The organism is Bordetella genomosp. 13, from assembly GCF_007679965.1.
Classification (GTDB): domain Bacteria; phylum Pseudomonadota; class Gammaproteobacteria; order Burkholderiales; family Burkholderiaceae_B; genus Bordetella.
Map to the genome: position 1 here is coordinate 170,675 of NZ_VEHL01000007.1, position 16,955 is coordinate 187,629.

The following is a 16,955-nucleotide window of genomic DNA, read 5'->3' on the forward strand; positions in this document are numbered from 1 at the left end:
GGCGGATCCCTTTGCCTTATTGCGCCATGCCCACGGGCAGGATGCGGTTGTCGATGAACTGCGCCCACACGTAGTCGCTGGACGACAGCGCGTCATGCATCTCGGGGGTGAACGGCTGCTTGTAGGTCTTGATCAGGCCCTCGTAGCCGTCGATCTTGTAGAAGCCCTCGCGGATGGCGTCGCCATCGGTCGACCCGGCCTTGGCGATGGCCAGCGCGGTCAGCTGCATGGCGTCGTACGCATTGGCCACGCCCACGGCCGGCGTGATGTTCTCCGGGCCCTTGACGTCGGGATACCTGGCCTTCAGCGCGGCCACGACCTTCTCGCCCACGGGCGACTGCTTGCCGAAGAAGCTGTAGGTCTGGACGAAGTGGACGTCCTTGGCGCCGGGGCCGGCCAGTTCGGTGAAGCGGCCGCCCGCCGGCCCCCAGTGCGACACCACCGGCACTTTCCAACCCATGCGCTCGAGCGACTTCACCACCTGCGCCGACGGGCCGACGTTGCCGACCATGAACAGCGTATCGGCGCCCGCGGCCTTCAGGCGGCTGAGCTGCGGCACCACGTCCACGTCGCTGCCTTCGAACTTCTCGCTGCCCACGGCCTTCATGCCCTTGGCGGCCAGCGCGGCCACCAGCCCCTTTTCGTTGGATTCGCCCCACGGATTGTTGACCATGATCAGGCCGAATTTGCCGGTCTTGAAGGTCTTCTGCGCATAGTCGACCATGCCCTGGTCGACGATTTCGTCCACCGCCGACACGCGGAAGACATAGTTGGTCCTGGCGCCGTTCTTGGTGATCGGCGTGCCCGCGGCCCACGGGCCCATGAAGGGCATCTTCGCCTGATTGACCAGCGGCACGATGGCCATGGACACCGGCGTGTCCAGCCCGCCGAAGATCACGGCCACCTTCTCCTTGTAGATGAGCTCGCGCGCCGCCACCACGCCCTTGGCGGGATTGGCCTCGTCGTCGCGGCGCACCAGTTCCAGCTTGCGCCCGCCCAGCAGGCCGCCCTTCGCATTGATCTCGTCGATGGCGACCTGCATGCCGCGCGTCAACGATTCGCCGGCCAGTGCCGATTGGCCGGACAGCGCGGTGATCAGGCCGATCTTGATGGGCTCGGCGGCCAGCGCGCCGGATGCCCAGCCGGTGGCCGTCACGGCGAACGCGGCGGCCAGCGCGGTCGAGACGAAAGTGCGGCGGGTGTAGCAGGACATGGAACTCTCCCCAGGGATGTGGATGGACGAAAGGCGGACGCGTGCCGCCGGGCAACCCTGGATCTCAAGCAAACGGCATGCCATCTTTTGCCGTGGCGGCCGCGAAACACCGCTTCTTGTTTTTTTGCCGTCAATCAATCAGTATTTATTGCCGACAAAAAAAGCCATTTTTGTCGGCGAAAATTTTCTGGCCCGAATCTGCGGCGCGGGCCGCACTGCCGCCGCGACGCAGCCGGACCATGCACCAAAGCAGAGCAATTCATGGGGAAAAACATGCACGACGCACCAACTTCGGGCACCGGCACGGCGCACGACGCCACGGCTTCGGCGCGCGAGATCGTGGACACCTATCTCACCGTCCTGATGAAACCGGATCCCGAGGGCGCCCGCCGCTACGTGGCCGCCGACCTGCGCATCCGCTTCACCGGCGGCCGCGCGATGTCGGATCCCGCGCAATGCACCGCCTTCAACCAATCGCGCTATCGCTGGGTGAAGAAGCGCTTCGAGTCCACCGACGTGGTGGCCGGCGCCACGCCGGCGCTGGCCGTGGTCTACAACCGCGGCACGCTGTACGGCGAATGGCTGGACGGCACGCCGTTCGAAGGCAATCGCTACATCGACCGCTACGTGGTGCGCGGCGGGTTGATCTCCGAGATGGACGTCTGGAACGACAGCGCCGAATGGCTGCTGGCGCGCGCCGGGCTGGCGCAGGAATGAGCGCGCCGGTCTTTCCCCAGGGCGCGAGCCGGGATGCGCGGCACGCAGAGGCGACGGCAGGCGCGCCGGACACCGCGGCGCCGCAGGCCCCGCGCCACGGCCGGCTGGCCACGCACGACCGCTTCGACTACAGCCCCATCACGCAACGCCCGCACTACAGCTGGCCGCAGGACTGCAAGCTGGCGGTGTACCTGGGGTTCAACATCGAGCACTTCGCGTGGGGCGACGGCATGGGCGCCAAGCTGGGCGCCAGCTTCGGCGAGCCGGACGTGCTGAACTACAGCTGGCGCGAATACGGCAACCGCGTCGGCGCTTGGCGCTGCCTGGAACTGTTCGACGCGCTGGACCTGCCGGCGGGCATCATCGCCAACACGGCCATCCTGGATCACTGCCCCGAACTGATCGAAGCCTGCGTGGCGCGCGGCGACGAGCTGATCGGCCACGGCCACACCAACGCCGAGCATCAGGGCCGCTTCGACGAAGACGAGGAGCGCGCGCTGTTGCGCCATTGCCAGGACCGCCTGGCCGCCGCCGGCGGCGCGCCGGTGCAGGGTTGGCTGTCGCCCTGGATCGCCGAGTCGCCGCGCACGCCCGACCTGCTGGCCGAGACCGGCTATGGGTACACGCTGAACTGGTGCCACGACGACCAGCCGGTACGCATGCGCACGCGGCAGGGCACGCTGTGGTCCCTGCCCTACCCGCAGGAGGTCAACGACATCCCCATGATCGTGGCGCGCCAGATGGACGGCAAGGACTTCGCCCAACTCATCATCGACAACTTCGACGAAATGCTCATGCAGGCCCAGCGCCAGCCGCTGGTGATGGGCATCGCGCTGCATCCCTACCTGGTCGGACAGCCCTATCGCCTGCGCCACCTGCGCCGCGCGCTGGCGCACATCGCGGCGCATCGCGCGCCGGGCCAGGTGTGGGTGACCACGCCCGGCGACATCCATCGCCACGTCGACACCCTGTTTCCGCTGTAAAGGACCCGCCCATGCAAGCTCTACCTTCCCTGCCGTTCGAGGACAGCATCGGCGCCTGGACGCCGCACGGCCGCTTCCTGCTGGCGCCTACCGCATCCGGCCCGCTGGACGGCCTGCGCTTCGCCGCCAAGGACCTGTTCGACGTGGCCGGGCATCCGACCGGCGCGGGCAACCCCGACTGGCTGGCCACGCACGACCCCGCCCGCGCGCACAGCGCCGTGGTGGACACGCTGCTGCGCGCCGGCGCGGCGCTGGCTGGCAAGACGATCACCGACGAACTGGCCTACAGCATCCACGGCGACAACCTGCATTACGGCGCGCCGCGCAACACGCGCGCGCCGGACCGCGTCACGGGCGGTTCGTCCAGCGGATCCGCGGCGGCGGCGGCGGCCGGCCTGTGCGACTTCGCGCTGGGCACGGACACCGGTGGATCGACGCGCGTGCCTGCCAGCTATTGCGGGCTGTGGGGCTTGCGCACCACGCACGGGCGCCTCAGCGCGGCGGGCCTGGTGCCGCTGTCGCCCGCCTTCGACACGGCGACCTGGCTGGCGGCCGACGCCGGCGTATTCGCCCGCGTGGGCGAGGTCCTGATGGGCGGCGAGTCCGAGCGCGCGTGGCGGGGCGCCGTCGTGCTCCAGGATGCGTGCGAGCAGGCCGATGCCGCATTCCAGCCGCTGATCGGCCGCGTGGCCGCGTGCGCGGCACGGATGCTGTCCGCCCCCGTGGCGGGCGCGCGGGCCTCGTCGTCGGATCTGGAGTCCTGGCGCGCCGCGTACATCACGCTGTCCGCCCAGGATGCATGGCGCACGCACGGCGCCTGGATCGAGGCCACCCGGCCCCGCTTCGCGCCCGCGGTGGACGCGCGCTGGCGTGCAGCCGCCTCGGTCGATGCCGAGGCTGTCGGCCGGGCGGTCGCCATGCAGCACACGTTGCGCGCCGAACTGCACGCGCTGCTGGGCGACGGCCGCTACGCCATCCTGCCCTCGGCCTCGAGCGCGGCGCTGCGGCGCGACGCGGACGCCGCCACGGTGGACCGCGTGCGCGCGCAGACCTTCCGCATCACCTCGCTGGCCGGCCTGGCCGGGTTGCCGCAGGTCAGCATCCCGTTCCTGGGCGACGATGGCCTGCCGTACGGCGTGTCAGTCATGGGTCCCGCGGGCAGCGACCTGGCACTGATCCGGCTGGCCTGCGAACTGGGCAGGCAGGCCGGTGCGCTGGGCACGGCAGCGACCCGCGCGGTGGCACAATAGCGCACGCCAGGCCTTGCCGAATGCCCATGACGAAAGCCGCTTCCTCCAAGCCGATACCGAAAACCGCACGGTCCGCCGCGGCGGCGAAGGCGCCGGCCGGCAAGACGCGCCCGCGCCGCGCCGCGCCCGCGGCGCCGGCTGCCCACGCCGCGCGCGGCCGCCCGCGCGTGCGGCCCGGCGCGCTGGCCGTCGACGCCATCGACACCGGCGAGGACATCGAGACCCGCATTTACGATGCGGTCGTCGGCAGCGTCATGAGCCAGCGCCTGAAGCCCGGCACCAAGCTGCCCGAGGCGGCGTTGTGCGAACTGTTCGGCGTGGGCCGGTCCGTCGTGCAGAAGGTATTGCAGCGGCTGGCGCACGACCATGTCGTCGACCTGCGCCCCAACCGCGGCGCGATGGTCGCCATGCCCAGCCGCGAGGAAGTGGGACAGCTGTTCGAGGCGCGCCGCGCGCTGGAGGCGGCCATCCTGCCGCTGGTCGCGCAGTACGCCACGCGCGCCGACTACGCCTCGCTGCGCCGCCAGCTGCGTGCCGAGCACCGTGCCATGCACGACTACGCGCAGACCGAGTGGGCAAGGCTGGCCAGCGCGTTCCACCAGCGGCTGGGCGAGCTGTCGCGCAATCCCATGCTGAACCGCTACCTGAACGAGATCATCTCGCGCTGTTCGCTGGTGGTGGCGATCTTCCAGCCGCCCGGCAACGCCACCTGCGAGCACGACGAGCATGCGCGGGTGGTGAACTATCTGGAACAGGGGAAGGTGGCCGCGGCGGTGGCCGAGATGGATGCGCACCTGCGGGCGCTGGAACAGCATATCCAGCTGGTGCGCCCCCCGGCCGAGCAAAGCCTGGCGGGCATGCTCGGCCTGGAGTGAGGCGGGTGATCAGCCGGCGATCTTGAAGCGCTCGGCGTCGTCCATGAAGGCCTTGTCGCCGAACGGGGCTTCGTTCGAGCCGAACGGCATCTGCGCGCGCAGCTTCCACGAGGCCGGCACGCCCCACTGGGCGGCCACGGCGTTGTCGATCAGCGGGTTGTAGTGCTGCAGGCTGGCGCCGACGCCTTCATTGGCCAGCGCGGCCCACACGGACAGCTGGGCCATGCCGCCGGCCTGTTCCGACCACACGGGGAAGTTGTCGGCGTACAGCGCGAACTTCTCCTGCAGGCCGCGCACGACGTCCTGGTCTTCGAAGAACAGCACGGTGCCCACGCCGGCGGCAAAGCTGTTCAGCTTGGCCTCGGTCTTCTCGAAGCCTTCGGCCGGAGCGACCTTGCGCACTTCGTCGACGGCGATCTGCCACAGCTTCTGGCTTTCGGCGCCGAACAGGATCACGGCGCGCGAGCTTTGCGAGTTGAACGACGACGGGGAGTGCTTGATGGCTTCCTGGATCAGCGCGGCCAGGGCTTCCTGGGACAGCGTGACGTTGCGGCCCAGGGCGTATTGGGTGCGGCGCTGCTTCAGCGCGTCGATGAAAGCATTGCTCATGGCGGGGAACCTTCCGACAGGTAGATAGGGCGGGAATGACGTGGCAAATTCTACTGTCGCCGACTGCGCACGAATCGCTCCCATGCCGGTACAGACTGTTCCATTGATGGAACCTATGGCAAACAGCTGACGCGATATGCGTCGTGGACGGCTCAGGCCTCGTCGCGCCGCAGCGCGCCTTGCCGCCGCGCGTGAACCGGCCAGACCGCCAACGCCGCCAGGCCCAGCGCCACGCCCCCCACCACGTCCAGCAGGTCGTGCTGCCACGTCAGCACCGTCGAGACCAGGATCAGCAGGCACCAGCCGTGCCACACCAGGCGCGCCGCGGGGCCGGGCAGCGCCGGCAGGCAGGCCCGCCACGTCACCACCAGCACCGCGGCGTGCAGCGACGGGAACATGTTGAAGGGCTGCTCGAAGGCGCGCAACTGCGCGTACAGCACGCCTGTCATGCCGTCGGGCTGCGGCAGCGGGCGGACGTTGACGGTGGGCAGCAGCACGAATACGCCGAAGGACGCCAGTTGCACCGCGGCGATGCGCGCTGCGTGGCGCCGCAACGCATGCACGCCATGGAACGCGAAGAACGTGCAGGGAAAGATCAGGTTCAGGCTGAGGTACGGCCAGAGCGTCCAGGGCACGAAGGGGATCCAGCCGTCCCATGCGCCGTGCAGCGACCATGCCGCCGTCCCGCGCGCCGCCGCCCATTGGTTGGTGGCGCGGTAGCCCACGATGAACAGCATGCCCAGCAGCAGCATCCAGGCCAGGGCTTCGCGCCAGGGGTACGCGGCGTGGCGCCCCCCACGGGGTGGCAGCCGCGCAACCCCGCTAAAATCCGATCCCGGCACCCTCGACAATGAGACCCTCGTATCCGATGACAGACCGCACGAGCTCCACGCCCTGCGCCGGCGGCCCCACGGGCCGGTGGACCCGCAGTCCTGCATGGACGCTGCTGCTGCAGCCGCATGAAGGGCGCACCCTGCTGGTGCTGACGGGCGGGGCCGACGAAACGTATATCGTAGACGAAGCCGACGCGGACGATGTCGCCGGCCGGGTGTACGAGGCATGGCAGGCCGACAACCTGGAGCCGCTGCTGGACGATCCGGCGTGCGGCGCCGCGGCGCGGCAGATCCGGCGGGTCGGCGCGCTGGTGCCGGCGGCCGCGGCACGCCGCCCCGCCACGTATGCGCTGGCCTGGCTGGGCACGCCGTGGCCCGCGCTGGCCGACGCGCTCGACGGCCTGGCCGGGGAACACGGCCTGCCTCCGCGCAGCGATCGGGCCAAGGACGCCGGCCTGCTGCTGCTGGTGCGCACCGACGCCGGCTGGCGCCAGGCGCTGGACGCCTACGCCGCGCTGCGGCCCGGCGCGCCGCACCTGTTCGTGGATGCCGCGTATCACCACACCCTGGGCGTGGGGCCTTATGTGGTGCCCGGGCAGACGGCGTGCGTCGCTTGCCTGGGCAACCGCGTGGCGCGCCGCTGGGGCGACCCGCCCATGCCGCCGCGCCCGGCGGTCAGTGCAAGGCCTCGCGGCGCCGCTGCCCTGCTGGCGCCGATCCTGGCGGCGCCGGTTGCGCTGGCGGGGTTCATCGAACACAGCGCCAGCCTCGACCTGCAGACGCTGGCCGGCACGCGCGACAAGGTCTTCCAGCTGCCGTGGTGCCCGGTCTGCGGGCAGGGTCATGAGCGGGCCGGCGGGGCGCTGGCGCTTCCATGGCTGGCATCGCGGCAGGAGGATGCCGCCGTGCAGGGCGGGCCAGGGCAAGCCGTGCCCGCGCAGGAGGCGGCGGCATTGCGGAATGCGCCCGTGCAAGCGCCATCCATACAGGCCGCGCCTGCGCCGGCCGCCGCGCGCGGCGTTTCCGAGTGAAATCGATTTCGGCATTCCCCATACCGAGGAGTTCGCAATGTACCGTCTGCCCACGCAATTCGATCCCGCCGGCCGGCAGGACGACCTGTCCGCCGCAGGCGGTGGCTCGACGTCGACGACGTGCAGCAGTTGCGTGTTGACGCTGGGCGCCTTCAGCACGGTCACCGCGATGATGTTCGTCGGCCTGGCTCCGCCACCGAATGCGGCGGCCAGGCGTCCGGAAGGCGAGCCGGACGGACTGGATGTTCCGCCGGATCCGCCTGCCGGGACCGCGCACGCGCGGGAGGGCGCCGGCGCGATGCCTCCCTCGCGGATACCCGACTCGAACCTCCCGGCCGCGCCCATGTCCGCCGGCAAGCGCGGGACGCTGGGCGCCGTCTCGCTGCTGATCGCCCTCGCGGCGGGCGTGGCCTGCGCTTTCGTGCATCCCATGTTCGGGGTCCTGGCCTTCCTGGGCAGCTACGTCGCCATCTACTGCACGGTGTACGAACGTTCGAACCTGTCGGCCGCGCGCGGCGCGGGGATCGGCATCCTGATGCTGGTCGCGATCGTGATCTGCGGGCTGTTCGAGATGTACGTCTGGATGCAGAACCTGTGACGTCGGACTGGCCGGAAGCACGCTTGCCGGCAACGTCCACCTCCGGCGCGCACAGGCCGGGCGCGCTGTCGCGGCACCTGCTCACGCGCGCCGCGGGCGGTCGATGCGGATTGGTGCCCCCCTTGCGCTTCGTCCACGGCCAGCCCTGCGACCTGCCGGGTCCGTGGCTGGACGGCCACCCGCTGGCCAACGCCGCCGTTCCGAAGGACCCGGCCAACGCCTGGCAGACGGTATCCGGCGCCGTGGCGCAGGCGCCCGGCGACGCCGCGGCCGGCGCGCTGGCCGAGGCGCTCGAACGACTGGCCGCGGCGCAGGCCGCCATGCCGCTGCGCCCGCGCGATGCCATCGATACGTCGATGCGGCTGGACGAGGACGGCTTCGCGCTGTTCAGCGACCGGCAGCGGGCGCAACCGGATTTCCCCTGGCCTATGGCGCGATCCGCGCAAGACCTGTACGCCCCCGTGTACAGTCTGGCCGACAACCGCGAACGCTGGGTGCCGCAGGAACTGGTGGGACTGGGCCCGCGCGCCGGGCAGGCGCGCATGCCGTCGACCTCCAGCGGCCTGGCCGCGTGGCGCGACGAGGCCGGCGGCCCGTGGCTGGCGCTGCTGCGCGCCGCGCAGGAACTGCTGGAGCGCGACGCGCTTGCCACGACCTGGCTCAACGGCCTGGGCGGCCGCACGCTGCCGCTGCCCGAAGAATGGACCCACGACGCGGCGCGGCGCGGCGGCGCCATCGCGGCCTACGATCTGACCCAGGCCTGGAATCCGCATCCCGTGGTCGCCGTGGCGGGCGGCCTGCCGTGGGCCGGGCGGCCGCGCTTCGTCCTGGGCATCGCCTGCCGCGCCAGCCGGGGCGCAGCGCTGCACAAGGCCTTGCTGGAATGGACGCAGTCGCTGACTTTCGCCGCCCATCTGGCGGGCCGCGCAACGGACGACCTGCCGACCGATCCGGCTCGGCTGCGCCGCTTCGACCAGCACGCGGTCTTCTATACGCTGCGTCCCGAGCTCTGGCGCGAGACCGCGCTGATCGCCCATGCCCGGCCGCACGGCCCGGCCGTGGGAGCCGACGCAGCGCGGCCCGAGGCGACCGGCGCGCGGCAGGCCGCCACGCAGCTGCACGACCTGCAATCGGCATTGGGCCGCGCGGGCATCGACCTGTATTACCGCGAGCTCACCACCGTGGACGTGGCGGCCTGCGGCCTGCGCGTCATGCGCGTGCTGTCGCCCCAGCTCAGCGGCCTGCATGCCGACGAGCGCGCGCCCTTCCTGGGCGGCCGCAGCGCCGACGTGGACTGGCGCTATCCCGGACTGGCCCGGCACACGTCCTATCCCAACCCCCTGCCCCATCCGCTGGGCTGAGGCCGCATCTCATCATGCCGTTCGACATGCCCCCCGATGCCGCCGACGACACGCCGTCGCGGGACGCGCCGCTGTTCCACCTGTTCTGGCGCAACAGCGAACTCAATCCCGCCCGGGCCGCGGTGCTGGGCCAGCGCATCGCGCGCGACGCGGCCGGCCCGGCCGGTACGCCGCCCCCGCGGCACGGCCAGGCCGCCTGGCCGCTGCCGGACGCGCCGCCCGGACAGGCCGACACCTGGGCGCGACGCGCCAGCGCACGCGCGTTCGGCACGCGCCGCGCGACCCTGCCGGAACTGGGCCAGCTGCTGCACCCGCTGCGCGCGCGGCCCGGCGGCCAGACCCGGCTGCTGCCCTCGGGCGGGGCCAAGTACCCGCTGCAGGCCTACGTCGCCCTGTGCCGGCTGGACGGTCCGTCCGAGCTGTCGGGCCAGATTGCCTGGTACGACAACGAACGCCACGGCCTGGCGCCCGTGCGAGCCTGCCCGCCGTGGCCCGAACTGGCGCGCGCGCTGGGCGTGGACTGGCCCGACGAGCCCGCCGCCGTGGTAATGCTGGTGGCGCAGGCCGAACCCATGCTGGCCAAGTACGGCGAGCGCGGCGGACGCTTCATGCTGATCGAGGCCGGCGTGCAACTGGGCGCGCTGGGCTACCAGGTCGCGCAGGCCGGCTGGGCGGGCTGCGCCATCGGCGCGTTCCACGACGACGCGCTGCTGGCCTTGCTGGGACTGCGGGCGCCGCGTCACCTTGCCGTGCTGGCCTACGCGTGCGGCCCGCAGGCGCGATAGACAGGCGGCCCGACCTCGCGCGCCGCACCGCGCCGGCGACACCCACGCCCGGCGCCGCATGGCATTGCATGCCCCGGCGCGGACCTCGCGCGGCGTGCCCTACGTGCAACATGCACATACACTAGTGCCTCCTTCCACGCCGACAGAGCGCCCAATGAGACAACCCCTGACCATCCTGAGCCTTGCCCTGGCGCTGGCCCTGCCCGCCGTGACCGCCTCGGCCCAGCAGCCCGCCACGCCGGCATCCGCCGCCGCGCCCGCCCCGAGCCCCGCCAAGGCTCCGCCGCGCGATCCGTTCTTCTGGCTGGGCGAGATGAACAAGGCCACCACCGTCATCAACACCGAGGCGGGCCTGCTGGACAAGGCCATGGCGCCGCGCCTGGCGGCCGGCGTGGCCAAGGTCATCAACGACGGCAACCAGCCCGGCGGCAAGCGGCCAGCCACCGTCATCACCTTCGAACCGCTGCTGATCCAGGCGGCCGGCCAGGACATCACCCTGCTGCACGCAGGCCGCTCCAGCCAGGACATGCACGCCACCTATCGCGCCGCCATCCTGCGCGACAAGCTGCTGGAACTGGCCGACCAATTGAACGCGACGGCCAGGACCCTGGTCGGCCTGGCCGGCAAGCACGTCGACACCATCGTTCCGAACTACACCAACGGCGTGGCCGCGCAACCCAACAGCTACGGCCATTACCTGCTGGGCTTCGCCGCCGCGCTGGACCGCGATGCGCAGCGCATCCGCGAGACCTATGTGCGCGTCGACCGCTCGCCCATGGGCACCACCGTGCTCAACGGCACCAGCTGGCCGCTGGACCGCAAGCGCATGGCGCAGTACCTGGGCTTCAACGCGCTGGTGGACAACGCCTACGACGCTTCGCAGCTGTCGTCCATGGACGAGCCCGTCGAGGTCGCGTCCATCGTCACCGCCATCGCGCTGCATACCGGCAACTTCGTCGAAGACGTGATGACGCAATACGCCCAGTCGCGTCCGTGGATCCTGCTGCAGGAAGGCGGCGGCAACACGTACGTATCCAGCGCCATGCCGCAGAAGCGCAATCCGGGCCTGCTGAACGACACGCGCAGCGACGCCTCGACCGCGCTGACGCTGGCCATGGGCCCGGCCATCCAGACGCACAACATCACCCCGGGCATGAGCGATCCGAAGGACGTGAAGCAGAACTCGGCCATGGTGGACAGCGCCATCAGCGCGCTCAAGCGCTGGGACCGCGTGCTCAAGGCCATGGTGATCAGCCCCGACCGGGCGCTGGAAGAGTTGAACAGCGACTGGACGGCCTCGCAGGAACTGGCCGACGTACTGATGCGCAAGTACAAGCTGCCCTTCCGCGTGGGCCATCATTTCGCGTCCGAAGTGGTGGAGTACGCCAAGGCCAAGGACATCAAACCGTTGGACTTTCCCTACGACCAGGCCCGCCGCATCTACGAAGAGGCCGTCAAGGGCAGCAAGTATCCGCAGGAGTTGCCGATGGACGAGAAGGAATTCCGCTCGACGCTGGACCCGATCGCCATCGTGAAGAACCGTGCCACCAGCGGCGGCCCGCAGCCCGCCGAGATGCAGCGCATGCTGAAGGAAGCCAACGAGAAGCTGGCGGCGCAGGATACGTGGATCAGGGAGCGGCGCGCGCACATCGACCGCTCGCTGGCCGACCTGGACCGCGCGTTCAGTTCGCTGGCTGGCAGCGCAGAGAGCCGGAAAGACTGACGCGGACCCTGGCGCCGCCGGACGCCGCGGCGTTCGATGCGCCTTCGTGCCGGCTCAGGTCGCGTCGCGCTCCGCGCGCTCCGGCGCCGGCACGCCGCCCGGTTTGTCGTCTTCGGCTCGTTGCCCAGGCAGTTCCTCGGGCAGCCCGGCCTGGCGGCGCTGCGCCGGGGTACGGCCATATGCATCCTTGCCCTGCTCCGCCACCTGGCCGCCGGCCGGATAGCCCGAGCCGTTGTAGGGATTGGGATTGCGCCTGTCCGATTGCGGCTTCTGCACGTCGGGTTGCGCGTTGTGGCGTTCCTGTTCGGTGTCGGCGTGGAATACCGGTTTCGTCATGATCGACCTCCATGGGTTGCGGAAAGAAAAAGGCGCGCACGGGCGGCGCCGTCAGGCGCCGCCGACACCCTTGACCACCTTGCCCGTCCCCGCGCAGGTCTGGCAGGTCCGGCCTTGCACCTGTCCTGATCCCTGGCAGTCGGGACAGGGCACCTCGCCGGTGCCGGGCGTGCCCGCGGGCGCGTCATCGCCCGGGTTCACCTCGTGGGATGGGCCCGCGGTCATTGGCTGCGCACCGGGCGGGTCTTCAACACCTGCGTATTGCTGCATGGCGGCCTCCTGGTTGCCTACAGATCCGCGTGTGCTCCGCAAGAGGCGTTCCCGTGGCGGGGCCGTGGGACAGGAAGGCGTGGCCGTCTCACCCGTGTCCGACACGCAACGCTTTGCCGCCAGGCAGGTTCGCGTCACGGTCCGGGCCCTGCGGAATTCCCCCCTTTCGACCGCACTGGAAGTTTTAGATGCACCGGTTTCCGACCCGCTCCCACCGCGCTCCGGGGCACCTGGCGCACGTTTTGCTGGGCCCGGGGCGGCTGGCAGGACCTGAGCCCCTTAAGCCTTTAGGATGAGGAACGGCGCCCGCGCGGCCCCGGGGGCTGCCCGCGGTGCGGGCGGCGCGAGCCTGGCGGCCGCGCGGACGCGCTCACCGTATCGGTGCCGTTCGCCACGTGCCCCGCTGTCTCGTGCCGACGGCTGAGCCCCGGCCCGCGCCTCATCCCTGTTTTGCGACATTCCCAGACTTATGGCTGATCCGTCGCACGGCCGGCTCCATCGTCCGTCCTAGGATGAACGCCTTCTGGAGCTCACGCACTACAGCGCGCACTATCAGCCCCTGGTAGGGGTCGACCGACTCCAACGCTCTATCGGGTGGATACGACATGGACAGCAAAAGGATTGCGCTGCTGGTAAACGCCAAGAGTCAGCCAGGCTGGGTTCACGACCTGGCGCAATGGCTGTCTGACCAAGCCGGCTTCGTCGTCGTCGCTCTGATCGTCGCGCGCGCCGGCCCTGCCAAGGTGACGCGGCGCCGGTCCACGCTCGAGGCCGTGGCCCGGCTGGAGAGCCGCATGCTGGACTCCCGCCTTCGCGGACAGCTCGAGACCCGAGACCTCCTCCAGACCCTGCCGGCCGGCACGCCGCTGGTGGAACTGCCCGTGTCCACGGTGCAGCCAGGCGCGCGCCTGGTCGCCTCGGACGAGGCGGTGCAGGCATTGGCCGAGCTGCGGCTGGACGTCGTGCTGGCGCTGGGGTTGCCGGCCATACGGGGCCCCCTGGCGACCCTGCCCACGCACGGCGTGTGGATGCCCGTGCATTCCGAACTGAAGAACCAGATGGACACGGCGCATATAGGCTTCTGGGAAGTGTACGAACGCGCGGACCACACGACCGTCAAGCTGTGGCGCCTGGGCGCGACCGAAGAATCGGACGAGCTGCTCGACTCGCGCAGCTTCAACACGGAAATGTTCTGGCTGAAGAACCGCGCCCGGTCGCTCAGCCTGGGCAAGCTGATGCTGTGCGACATGCTGCGCGCCGCGCTGCGCCCCGAAAACCGGCCGCAGCGCGACGCGACACTGCAGATCTACACTGCACTGGCCCGGCCGCGGCCGGTGCAGTGGGACGGCGCCGCCTACCTGGCGCGCCAGGCCTGGCTGGCCTGCGGGCTGGTGGCGCGACGTGCGATGAAGCGCAACATCCGCTGGCGCATCGGCATGTGTCCCACGGGCCAGCAGGGCGTCATCACGTCGAACGCGGCGGTCATGGTGCCGCCCAAGGGACGCTTCTTTGCCGATCCCTTCGTCCACACCCGCGACCAGCAGCCGTTCATCTTCTTCGAAGACTATTACTTCCGCGAGCGCAAGGGAAAGATCTCGGTGGCCACGTACGTGGACGGGGCGTTCCAGTTCCTCGGCGTGGCGCTGGACCTGCCCTACCACCTGAGTTTTCCGTACATCTTCGAACACGGCACGACGGCCTACATGGTTCCTGAAACAAGCGGCAACCGTACGATCGAATTGTGGCGATGCGTGGAATTTCCCTTGAAGTGGGAATTGCACGCCACATTGATGAAGGGATTGTCGGCCGTCGACACCATCGTGTTTCCACACAGTGGACGCTGGTGGCTGTTCACGAACGTGGACCGTACCGATGGGCAAAGCCATTGCGACGAACTCTTCGCCTTCTATGCCGACAGGCCGGATTCCACCGACTGGCTGCCGCACGCACAGAATCCGATCGTGAACAACCCCATCAAGGCGCGCAATGCGGGCATGGTGGTGCGGCCGGACGGCGCGGTGATCCGCTGTGCGCAGACCCAGGGCTTCTTCCATTACGGCAAGGGCGTGTCGCTGAACCGCATCGAAGAACTGACGCCGGAGACCTACCGGGAAACCGGGGGGCCTGTCCATTATCCCGACTTCCTGCACAAGCCGTTTGCTTCGATGCACCACTGGCATCACCACGGCGGCCACACCGTGTTCGATTTTGCGTTCATGGAGTGAACGCTTGAATTGCCGGAAGGTTTTTGTTACTTATATGTCGCCATGATTGCATTTCGCAATGCGTACACCATTTAAACCTCCAATTGTATGAGCCCATGCAAAACTGCGTCAGGATTTCTCCCACATTGGGAGTCATCCGTTGGATGATGTTGTTTTATAAGACATTTTTTTATAAAGATCAGCTTGATTTTTCACTGACCCCGCCCCTACCATGATTACGTCATTCGCAACTGTTGGTGGATAATTTTCGGACAGTTCAGCGTTACAAATTTCATCCTCTGACACCGCAAAGGTAGCTGGCCGTAATTTCGTGTGGGTGGCAGGCCCTTAAATCGCTGCATTTTTGGTCGCACTATCGATGTGTTCTGGGGAATTTCATGTCAAAGATGGTCTTGATCGAAGCCCACCCTTTGTTACGGCTGGGTTTGCAACACATACTGAGCAAAGTCGAAGGTGCCTGGGAAATCATCGGCCTCGACCTGGCGGACCTGGGTCAAGCGGCGGAGCAGACCGCCGGCGCCGAGCTTCTCATCTTCGGCCTGCCCATTGATACGGACGCGGGGTGGCAGGCGCTGTCGGACGTTAGGCAGGTGCTCTCGCCCACCCGGATCCTGCTGCTGGTGGATGCCATCCCGACGCAGGCACTGGCCAGGCTGCCAGAAGGCAGCGTACGCGGGTGTCTCATGAAGCGCGCCTCGATCGAGGTCCTCGAGGCCGCCATCCGGTTGGTCATGGCGGGCGGACAATGCTTTCCCAGCGGACAGACCGCGCCGTCCCACGCTGGCGAGATCCGCTTCAATCCCGCGGCGGACATGCGCGAGGAAATCGTCTATCCGGCCGTCGGGTTTCATCCGATCTCCGAGCCTCCGCTATCGGCGATGGCATCCGGCGCGCAACTGCTCAACATCACGCCGCGGCAATACGAGGTGCTGGTGCTGCTGTCGCGCGGCTATCCCATCAAGACGGTCAGCCGCATGCTCAACATCTCGGTGGCGACGGCCAAGACCCACGCCTGCACGCTCTACCAGCGCCTGCAGGTGAAGAACAAGGGCGAGGCCGTGTACACGGCATTGCAGCGCGGCGCCACGCTCAATTGGGATCCGCTGCACGCCAACGGGTCCGAGTATGAGACCACGCGCGCCTGAGCACGCCGCCAACCCGCGCGAAGCGGACGTGCCAGGCGCACGTCGAACCGTCGCATTCGCCATGCCGTGGGCCCGTTTTTCGAGCCCGCGGCCATTGCGCCGCACCCCAATGCCCTCTCGTCCGTAAGTCCTAGGCATGCCCTTGCGGCATCGCTCTTTCGCTGTGTACGCAGTCGTCCGCACGACGGAGTTCAATGCTGAACGGACGCTGATACGATGAATTCAGCCCTTCCGTGACGCCGCGAATATCCCTTCGTGCCGCCATTTCTGGAATGCGGCGCATCGTAAAAGAGGATTGCGGCGAATGACCACCGTCCTGATCGAGGAATACGCCATTCTGCGCGTCGCCATCCAGCACGCCCTTGAAATGGCACGCAGTCCCGAAAGCATCATGGCCATGGCGCCCAACAGGCTGGAGGACCCCTCGATCTCAATGGCTCGCCCCGTCGAGCTGCTGGTGCTGGGAACCACCGGGGACATCGGCACCGATCTGCGCGTGCTGTCGGCCTCGATGTCGCTGCTGACGCCGCAGCACACGCTGGTGCTGCACGACGCGCTGGACGAGCGCCTGATGCGTGAATCGGCGCGCGTCGGCGTGGGCGGGCTGCTGCCCAAGTCGTCCCTGCCGGCCGCCATCGCGGCGGCCGTGCACCTGGTGCTGGCGGGCGGCCAGTGCTTTCCGCGCGTGATCCTGGAGACGGCTTCGCACGCGCCGCCGCTGCCGGATCACCACCGGCAGCATGGCGCGCGCGCGTTGACGCCGCGCCAGAAGGAAATCCTGACCCTGCTGGCCACGGGCCACACCATGCGCGAGATCAGCCGCCAGATCGGCATATCGGTGGCCACAGTGAAGAGCCACGCGCGTACGCTTTATTGGAAGCTCAACGCGCGCAACCAGGCCGAGGCGGCCTACATCGCCGTGCAGCAAGGCCTGCTGCAGGACGATCCGGACGGGAAGGAGGACGGGCATTGAACGGCCGTGGCAGGCTGCGGGATGCCTG

17 protein-coding genes are annotated in these 16,955 nt (G+C 69.1%); 12 read left to right on the forward strand and 5 right to left on the reverse strand.

Going from position 1 to position 16,955, the window contains the following annotated elements:
• Positions 1-16 precede the first annotated feature (16 nt).
• Entirely contained in the window at positions 17-1,213 is a 1,197-nt protein-coding gene (locus FS845_RS17650) for an ABC transporter substrate-binding protein (protein WP_144637693.1), read from the reverse strand.
• A 273-nt stretch (positions 1,214-1,486) separates the two neighbouring features.
• Here FS845_RS17650 and FS845_RS17655 point away from each other — a divergent pair, with 273 nt between their 5' ends.
• The 4 genes from FS845_RS17655 to FS845_RS17670 are packed head-to-tail and all read left to right on the forward strand — an operon-like array spanning position 1,487 to position 5,038.
• Positions 1,487-1,930, forward strand: coding sequence for a nuclear transport factor 2 family protein (locus FS845_RS17655; protein ID WP_144637695.1), 444 nt, complete (start codon positions 1,487-1,489; stop codon positions 1,928-1,930).
• On the forward strand, positions 1,927-2,913 hold the full coding sequence (locus tag FS845_RS17660) for a polysaccharide deacetylase family protein (RefSeq protein WP_222130006.1): 987 nt from the start codon (positions 1,927-1,929) through the stop codon (positions 2,911-2,913). Before FS845_RS17655 ends, FS845_RS17660 begins: the two co-directional genes overlap by 4 nt.
• 11 nt (positions 2,914-2,924) lie before the next feature.
• Positions 2,925-4,163 carry an amidase gene (locus tag FS845_RS17665; RefSeq protein ID WP_144637697.1) on the forward strand — a complete coding sequence of 413 codons (1,239 nt, stop codon included), beginning with the start codon at positions 2,925-2,927 and terminating at the stop codon, positions 4,161-4,163.
• Positions 4,164-4,189: 26 nt separating this feature from the next.
• Positions 4,190-5,038, forward strand: a complete 849-nt coding sequence (locus FS845_RS17670; RefSeq protein ID WP_144637699.1) for a GntR family transcriptional regulator — start codon at positions 4,190-4,192, stop codon at positions 5,036-5,038.
• A 9-nt stretch (positions 5,039-5,047) separates the two neighbouring features.
• Here the strand turns inward: FS845_RS17670 and FS845_RS17675 are convergent, their stop codons facing one another.
• Both FS845_RS17675 and FS845_RS17680 read right to left on the reverse strand, forming a co-directional pair.
• Positions 5,048-5,647 (reverse strand): nitroreductase family protein, encoded by a 600-nt coding sequence (locus FS845_RS17675; protein WP_144637701.1) that lies wholly within the window; start codon positions 5,645-5,647, stop codon positions 5,048-5,050.
• Between the two features lie 152 nt (positions 5,648-5,799).
• Positions 5,800-6,399, reverse strand: coding sequence for a phosphatase PAP2 family protein (locus FS845_RS17680; protein ID WP_186332321.1), 600 nt, complete (start codon positions 6,397-6,399; stop codon positions 5,800-5,802).
• Positions 6,400-6,515: 116 nt separating this feature from the next.
• Between FS845_RS17680 and FS845_RS17685 the strand changes: the two genes are divergently transcribed.
• From FS845_RS17685 to FS845_RS17705, 5 genes are all read left to right on the forward strand, one after another.
• Complete coding sequence (locus FS845_RS17685) at positions 6,516-7,511, forward strand: hypothetical protein (protein WP_186332322.1); 996 nt, start codon at positions 6,516-6,518, stop codon at positions 7,509-7,511.
• A 37-nt stretch (positions 7,512-7,548) separates the two neighbouring features.
• Entirely contained in the window at positions 7,549-8,109 is a 561-nt protein-coding gene (locus tag FS845_RS17690; RefSeq protein WP_144637707.1) for a hypothetical protein, read from the forward strand.
• A gap of 23 nt (positions 8,110-8,132) precedes the next feature.
• Positions 8,133-9,470, forward strand: coding sequence for a YcaO-like family protein (locus FS845_RS17695; RefSeq protein ID WP_144637709.1), 1,338 nt, complete (start codon positions 8,133-8,135; stop codon positions 9,468-9,470).
• Between the two features lie 14 nt (positions 9,471-9,484).
• Entirely contained in the window at positions 9,485-10,255 is a 771-nt protein-coding gene (locus tag FS845_RS17700; protein ID WP_260986330.1) for a SagB/ThcOx family dehydrogenase, read from the forward strand.
• Between the two features lie 154 nt (positions 10,256-10,409).
• Positions 10,410-11,978: an argininosuccinate lyase gene (locus tag FS845_RS17705; RefSeq protein ID WP_144637711.1), complete on the forward strand. Its 1,569-nt coding sequence runs from the start codon at positions 10,410-10,412 to the stop codon at positions 11,976-11,978.
• Positions 11,979-12,032: 54 nt separating this feature from the next.
• Here FS845_RS17705 and FS845_RS17710 read toward each other — a convergent pair whose 3' ends face one another.
• Together FS845_RS17710 and FS845_RS17715 are read right to left on the reverse strand one after the other, a co-directional pair.
• Positions 12,033-12,314 carry a hypothetical protein gene (locus FS845_RS17710; RefSeq protein ID WP_144637713.1) on the reverse strand — a complete coding sequence of 94 codons (282 nt, stop codon included), beginning with the start codon at positions 12,312-12,314 and terminating at the stop codon, positions 12,033-12,035.
• Positions 12,315-12,365: 51 nt separating this feature from the next.
• A complete protein-coding gene (locus FS845_RS17715; protein ID WP_144637715.1) occupies positions 12,366-12,584 on the reverse strand; it encodes a hypothetical protein in 219 nt (72 codons plus the stop codon).
• 605 nt (positions 12,585-13,189) lie between these two features.
• On the opposite strand from FS845_RS17715, the gene FS845_RS17720 reads away from it, so the two are divergent.
• From FS845_RS17720 to FS845_RS17730, 3 genes are all read left to right on the forward strand, one after another.
• Positions 13,190-14,809, forward strand: a complete 1,620-nt coding sequence (locus FS845_RS17720; protein ID WP_144637717.1) for a hypothetical protein — start codon at positions 13,190-13,192, stop codon at positions 14,807-14,809.
• A gap of 377 nt (positions 14,810-15,186) precedes the next feature.
• On the forward strand, positions 15,187-15,954 hold the full coding sequence (locus FS845_RS17725; protein WP_144637719.1) for a response regulator transcription factor: 768 nt from the start codon (positions 15,187-15,189) through the stop codon (positions 15,952-15,954).
• A 304-nt stretch (positions 15,955-16,258) separates the two neighbouring features.
• Positions 16,259-16,927, forward strand: a complete 669-nt coding sequence (locus tag FS845_RS17730) for a helix-turn-helix transcriptional regulator (protein WP_144637721.1) — start codon at positions 16,259-16,261, stop codon at positions 16,925-16,927.
• Positions 16,928-16,955 lie beyond the last annotated feature (28 nt).

Coding starts and splice junctions, on each gene's coding strand:
- FS845_RS17650 (WP_144637693.1), bottom strand. CDS start 1,213: ATGTCCTGCTACACCCGCCGCACTTTCGTCTCGACCGCGCTGGCCGCC.
- FS845_RS17655 (WP_144637695.1), top strand. CDS start 1,487: ATGCACGACGCACCAACTTCGGGCACCGGCACGGCGCACGACGCCACG.
- FS845_RS17660 (WP_222130006.1), top strand. CDS start 1,927: ATGAGCGCGCCGGTCTTTCCCCAGGGCGCGAGCCGGGATGCGCGGCAC.
- FS845_RS17665 (WP_144637697.1), top strand. CDS start 2,925: ATGCAAGCTCTACCTTCCCTGCCGTTCGAGGACAGCATCGGCGCCTGG.
- FS845_RS17670 (WP_144637699.1), top strand. CDS start 4,190: ATGACGAAAGCCGCTTCCTCCAAGCCGATACCGAAAACCGCACGGTCC.
- FS845_RS17675 (WP_144637701.1), bottom strand. CDS start 5,647: ATGAGCAATGCTTTCATCGACGCGCTGAAGCAGCGCCGCACCCAATAC.
- FS845_RS17680 (WP_186332321.1), bottom strand. CDS start 6,399: ATGCTGCTGCTGGGCATGCTGTTCATCGTGGGCTACCGCGCCACCAAC.
- FS845_RS17685 (WP_186332322.1), top strand. CDS start 6,516: ATGACAGACCGCACGAGCTCCACGCCCTGCGCCGGCGGCCCCACGGGC.
- FS845_RS17690 (WP_144637707.1), top strand. CDS start 7,549: ATGTACCGTCTGCCCACGCAATTCGATCCCGCCGGCCGGCAGGACGAC.
- FS845_RS17700 (WP_260986330.1), top strand. CDS start 9,485: ATGCCGTTCGACATGCCCCCCGATGCCGCCGACGACACGCCGTCGCGG.
- FS845_RS17705 (WP_144637711.1), top strand. CDS start 10,410: ATGAGACAACCCCTGACCATCCTGAGCCTTGCCCTGGCGCTGGCCCTG.
- FS845_RS17710 (WP_144637713.1), bottom strand. CDS start 12,314: ATGACGAAACCGGTATTCCACGCCGACACCGAACAGGAACGCCACAAC.
- FS845_RS17715 (WP_144637715.1), bottom strand. CDS start 12,584: ATGCAGCAATACGCAGGTGTTGAAGACCCGCCCGGTGCGCAGCCAATG.
- FS845_RS17720 (WP_144637717.1), top strand. CDS start 13,190: ATGGACAGCAAAAGGATTGCGCTGCTGGTAAACGCCAAGAGTCAGCCA.
- FS845_RS17725 (WP_144637719.1), top strand. CDS start 15,187: ATGTCAAAGATGGTCTTGATCGAAGCCCACCCTTTGTTACGGCTGGGT.
- FS845_RS17730 (WP_144637721.1), top strand. CDS start 16,259: ATGACCACCGTCCTGATCGAGGAATACGCCATTCTGCGCGTCGCCATC.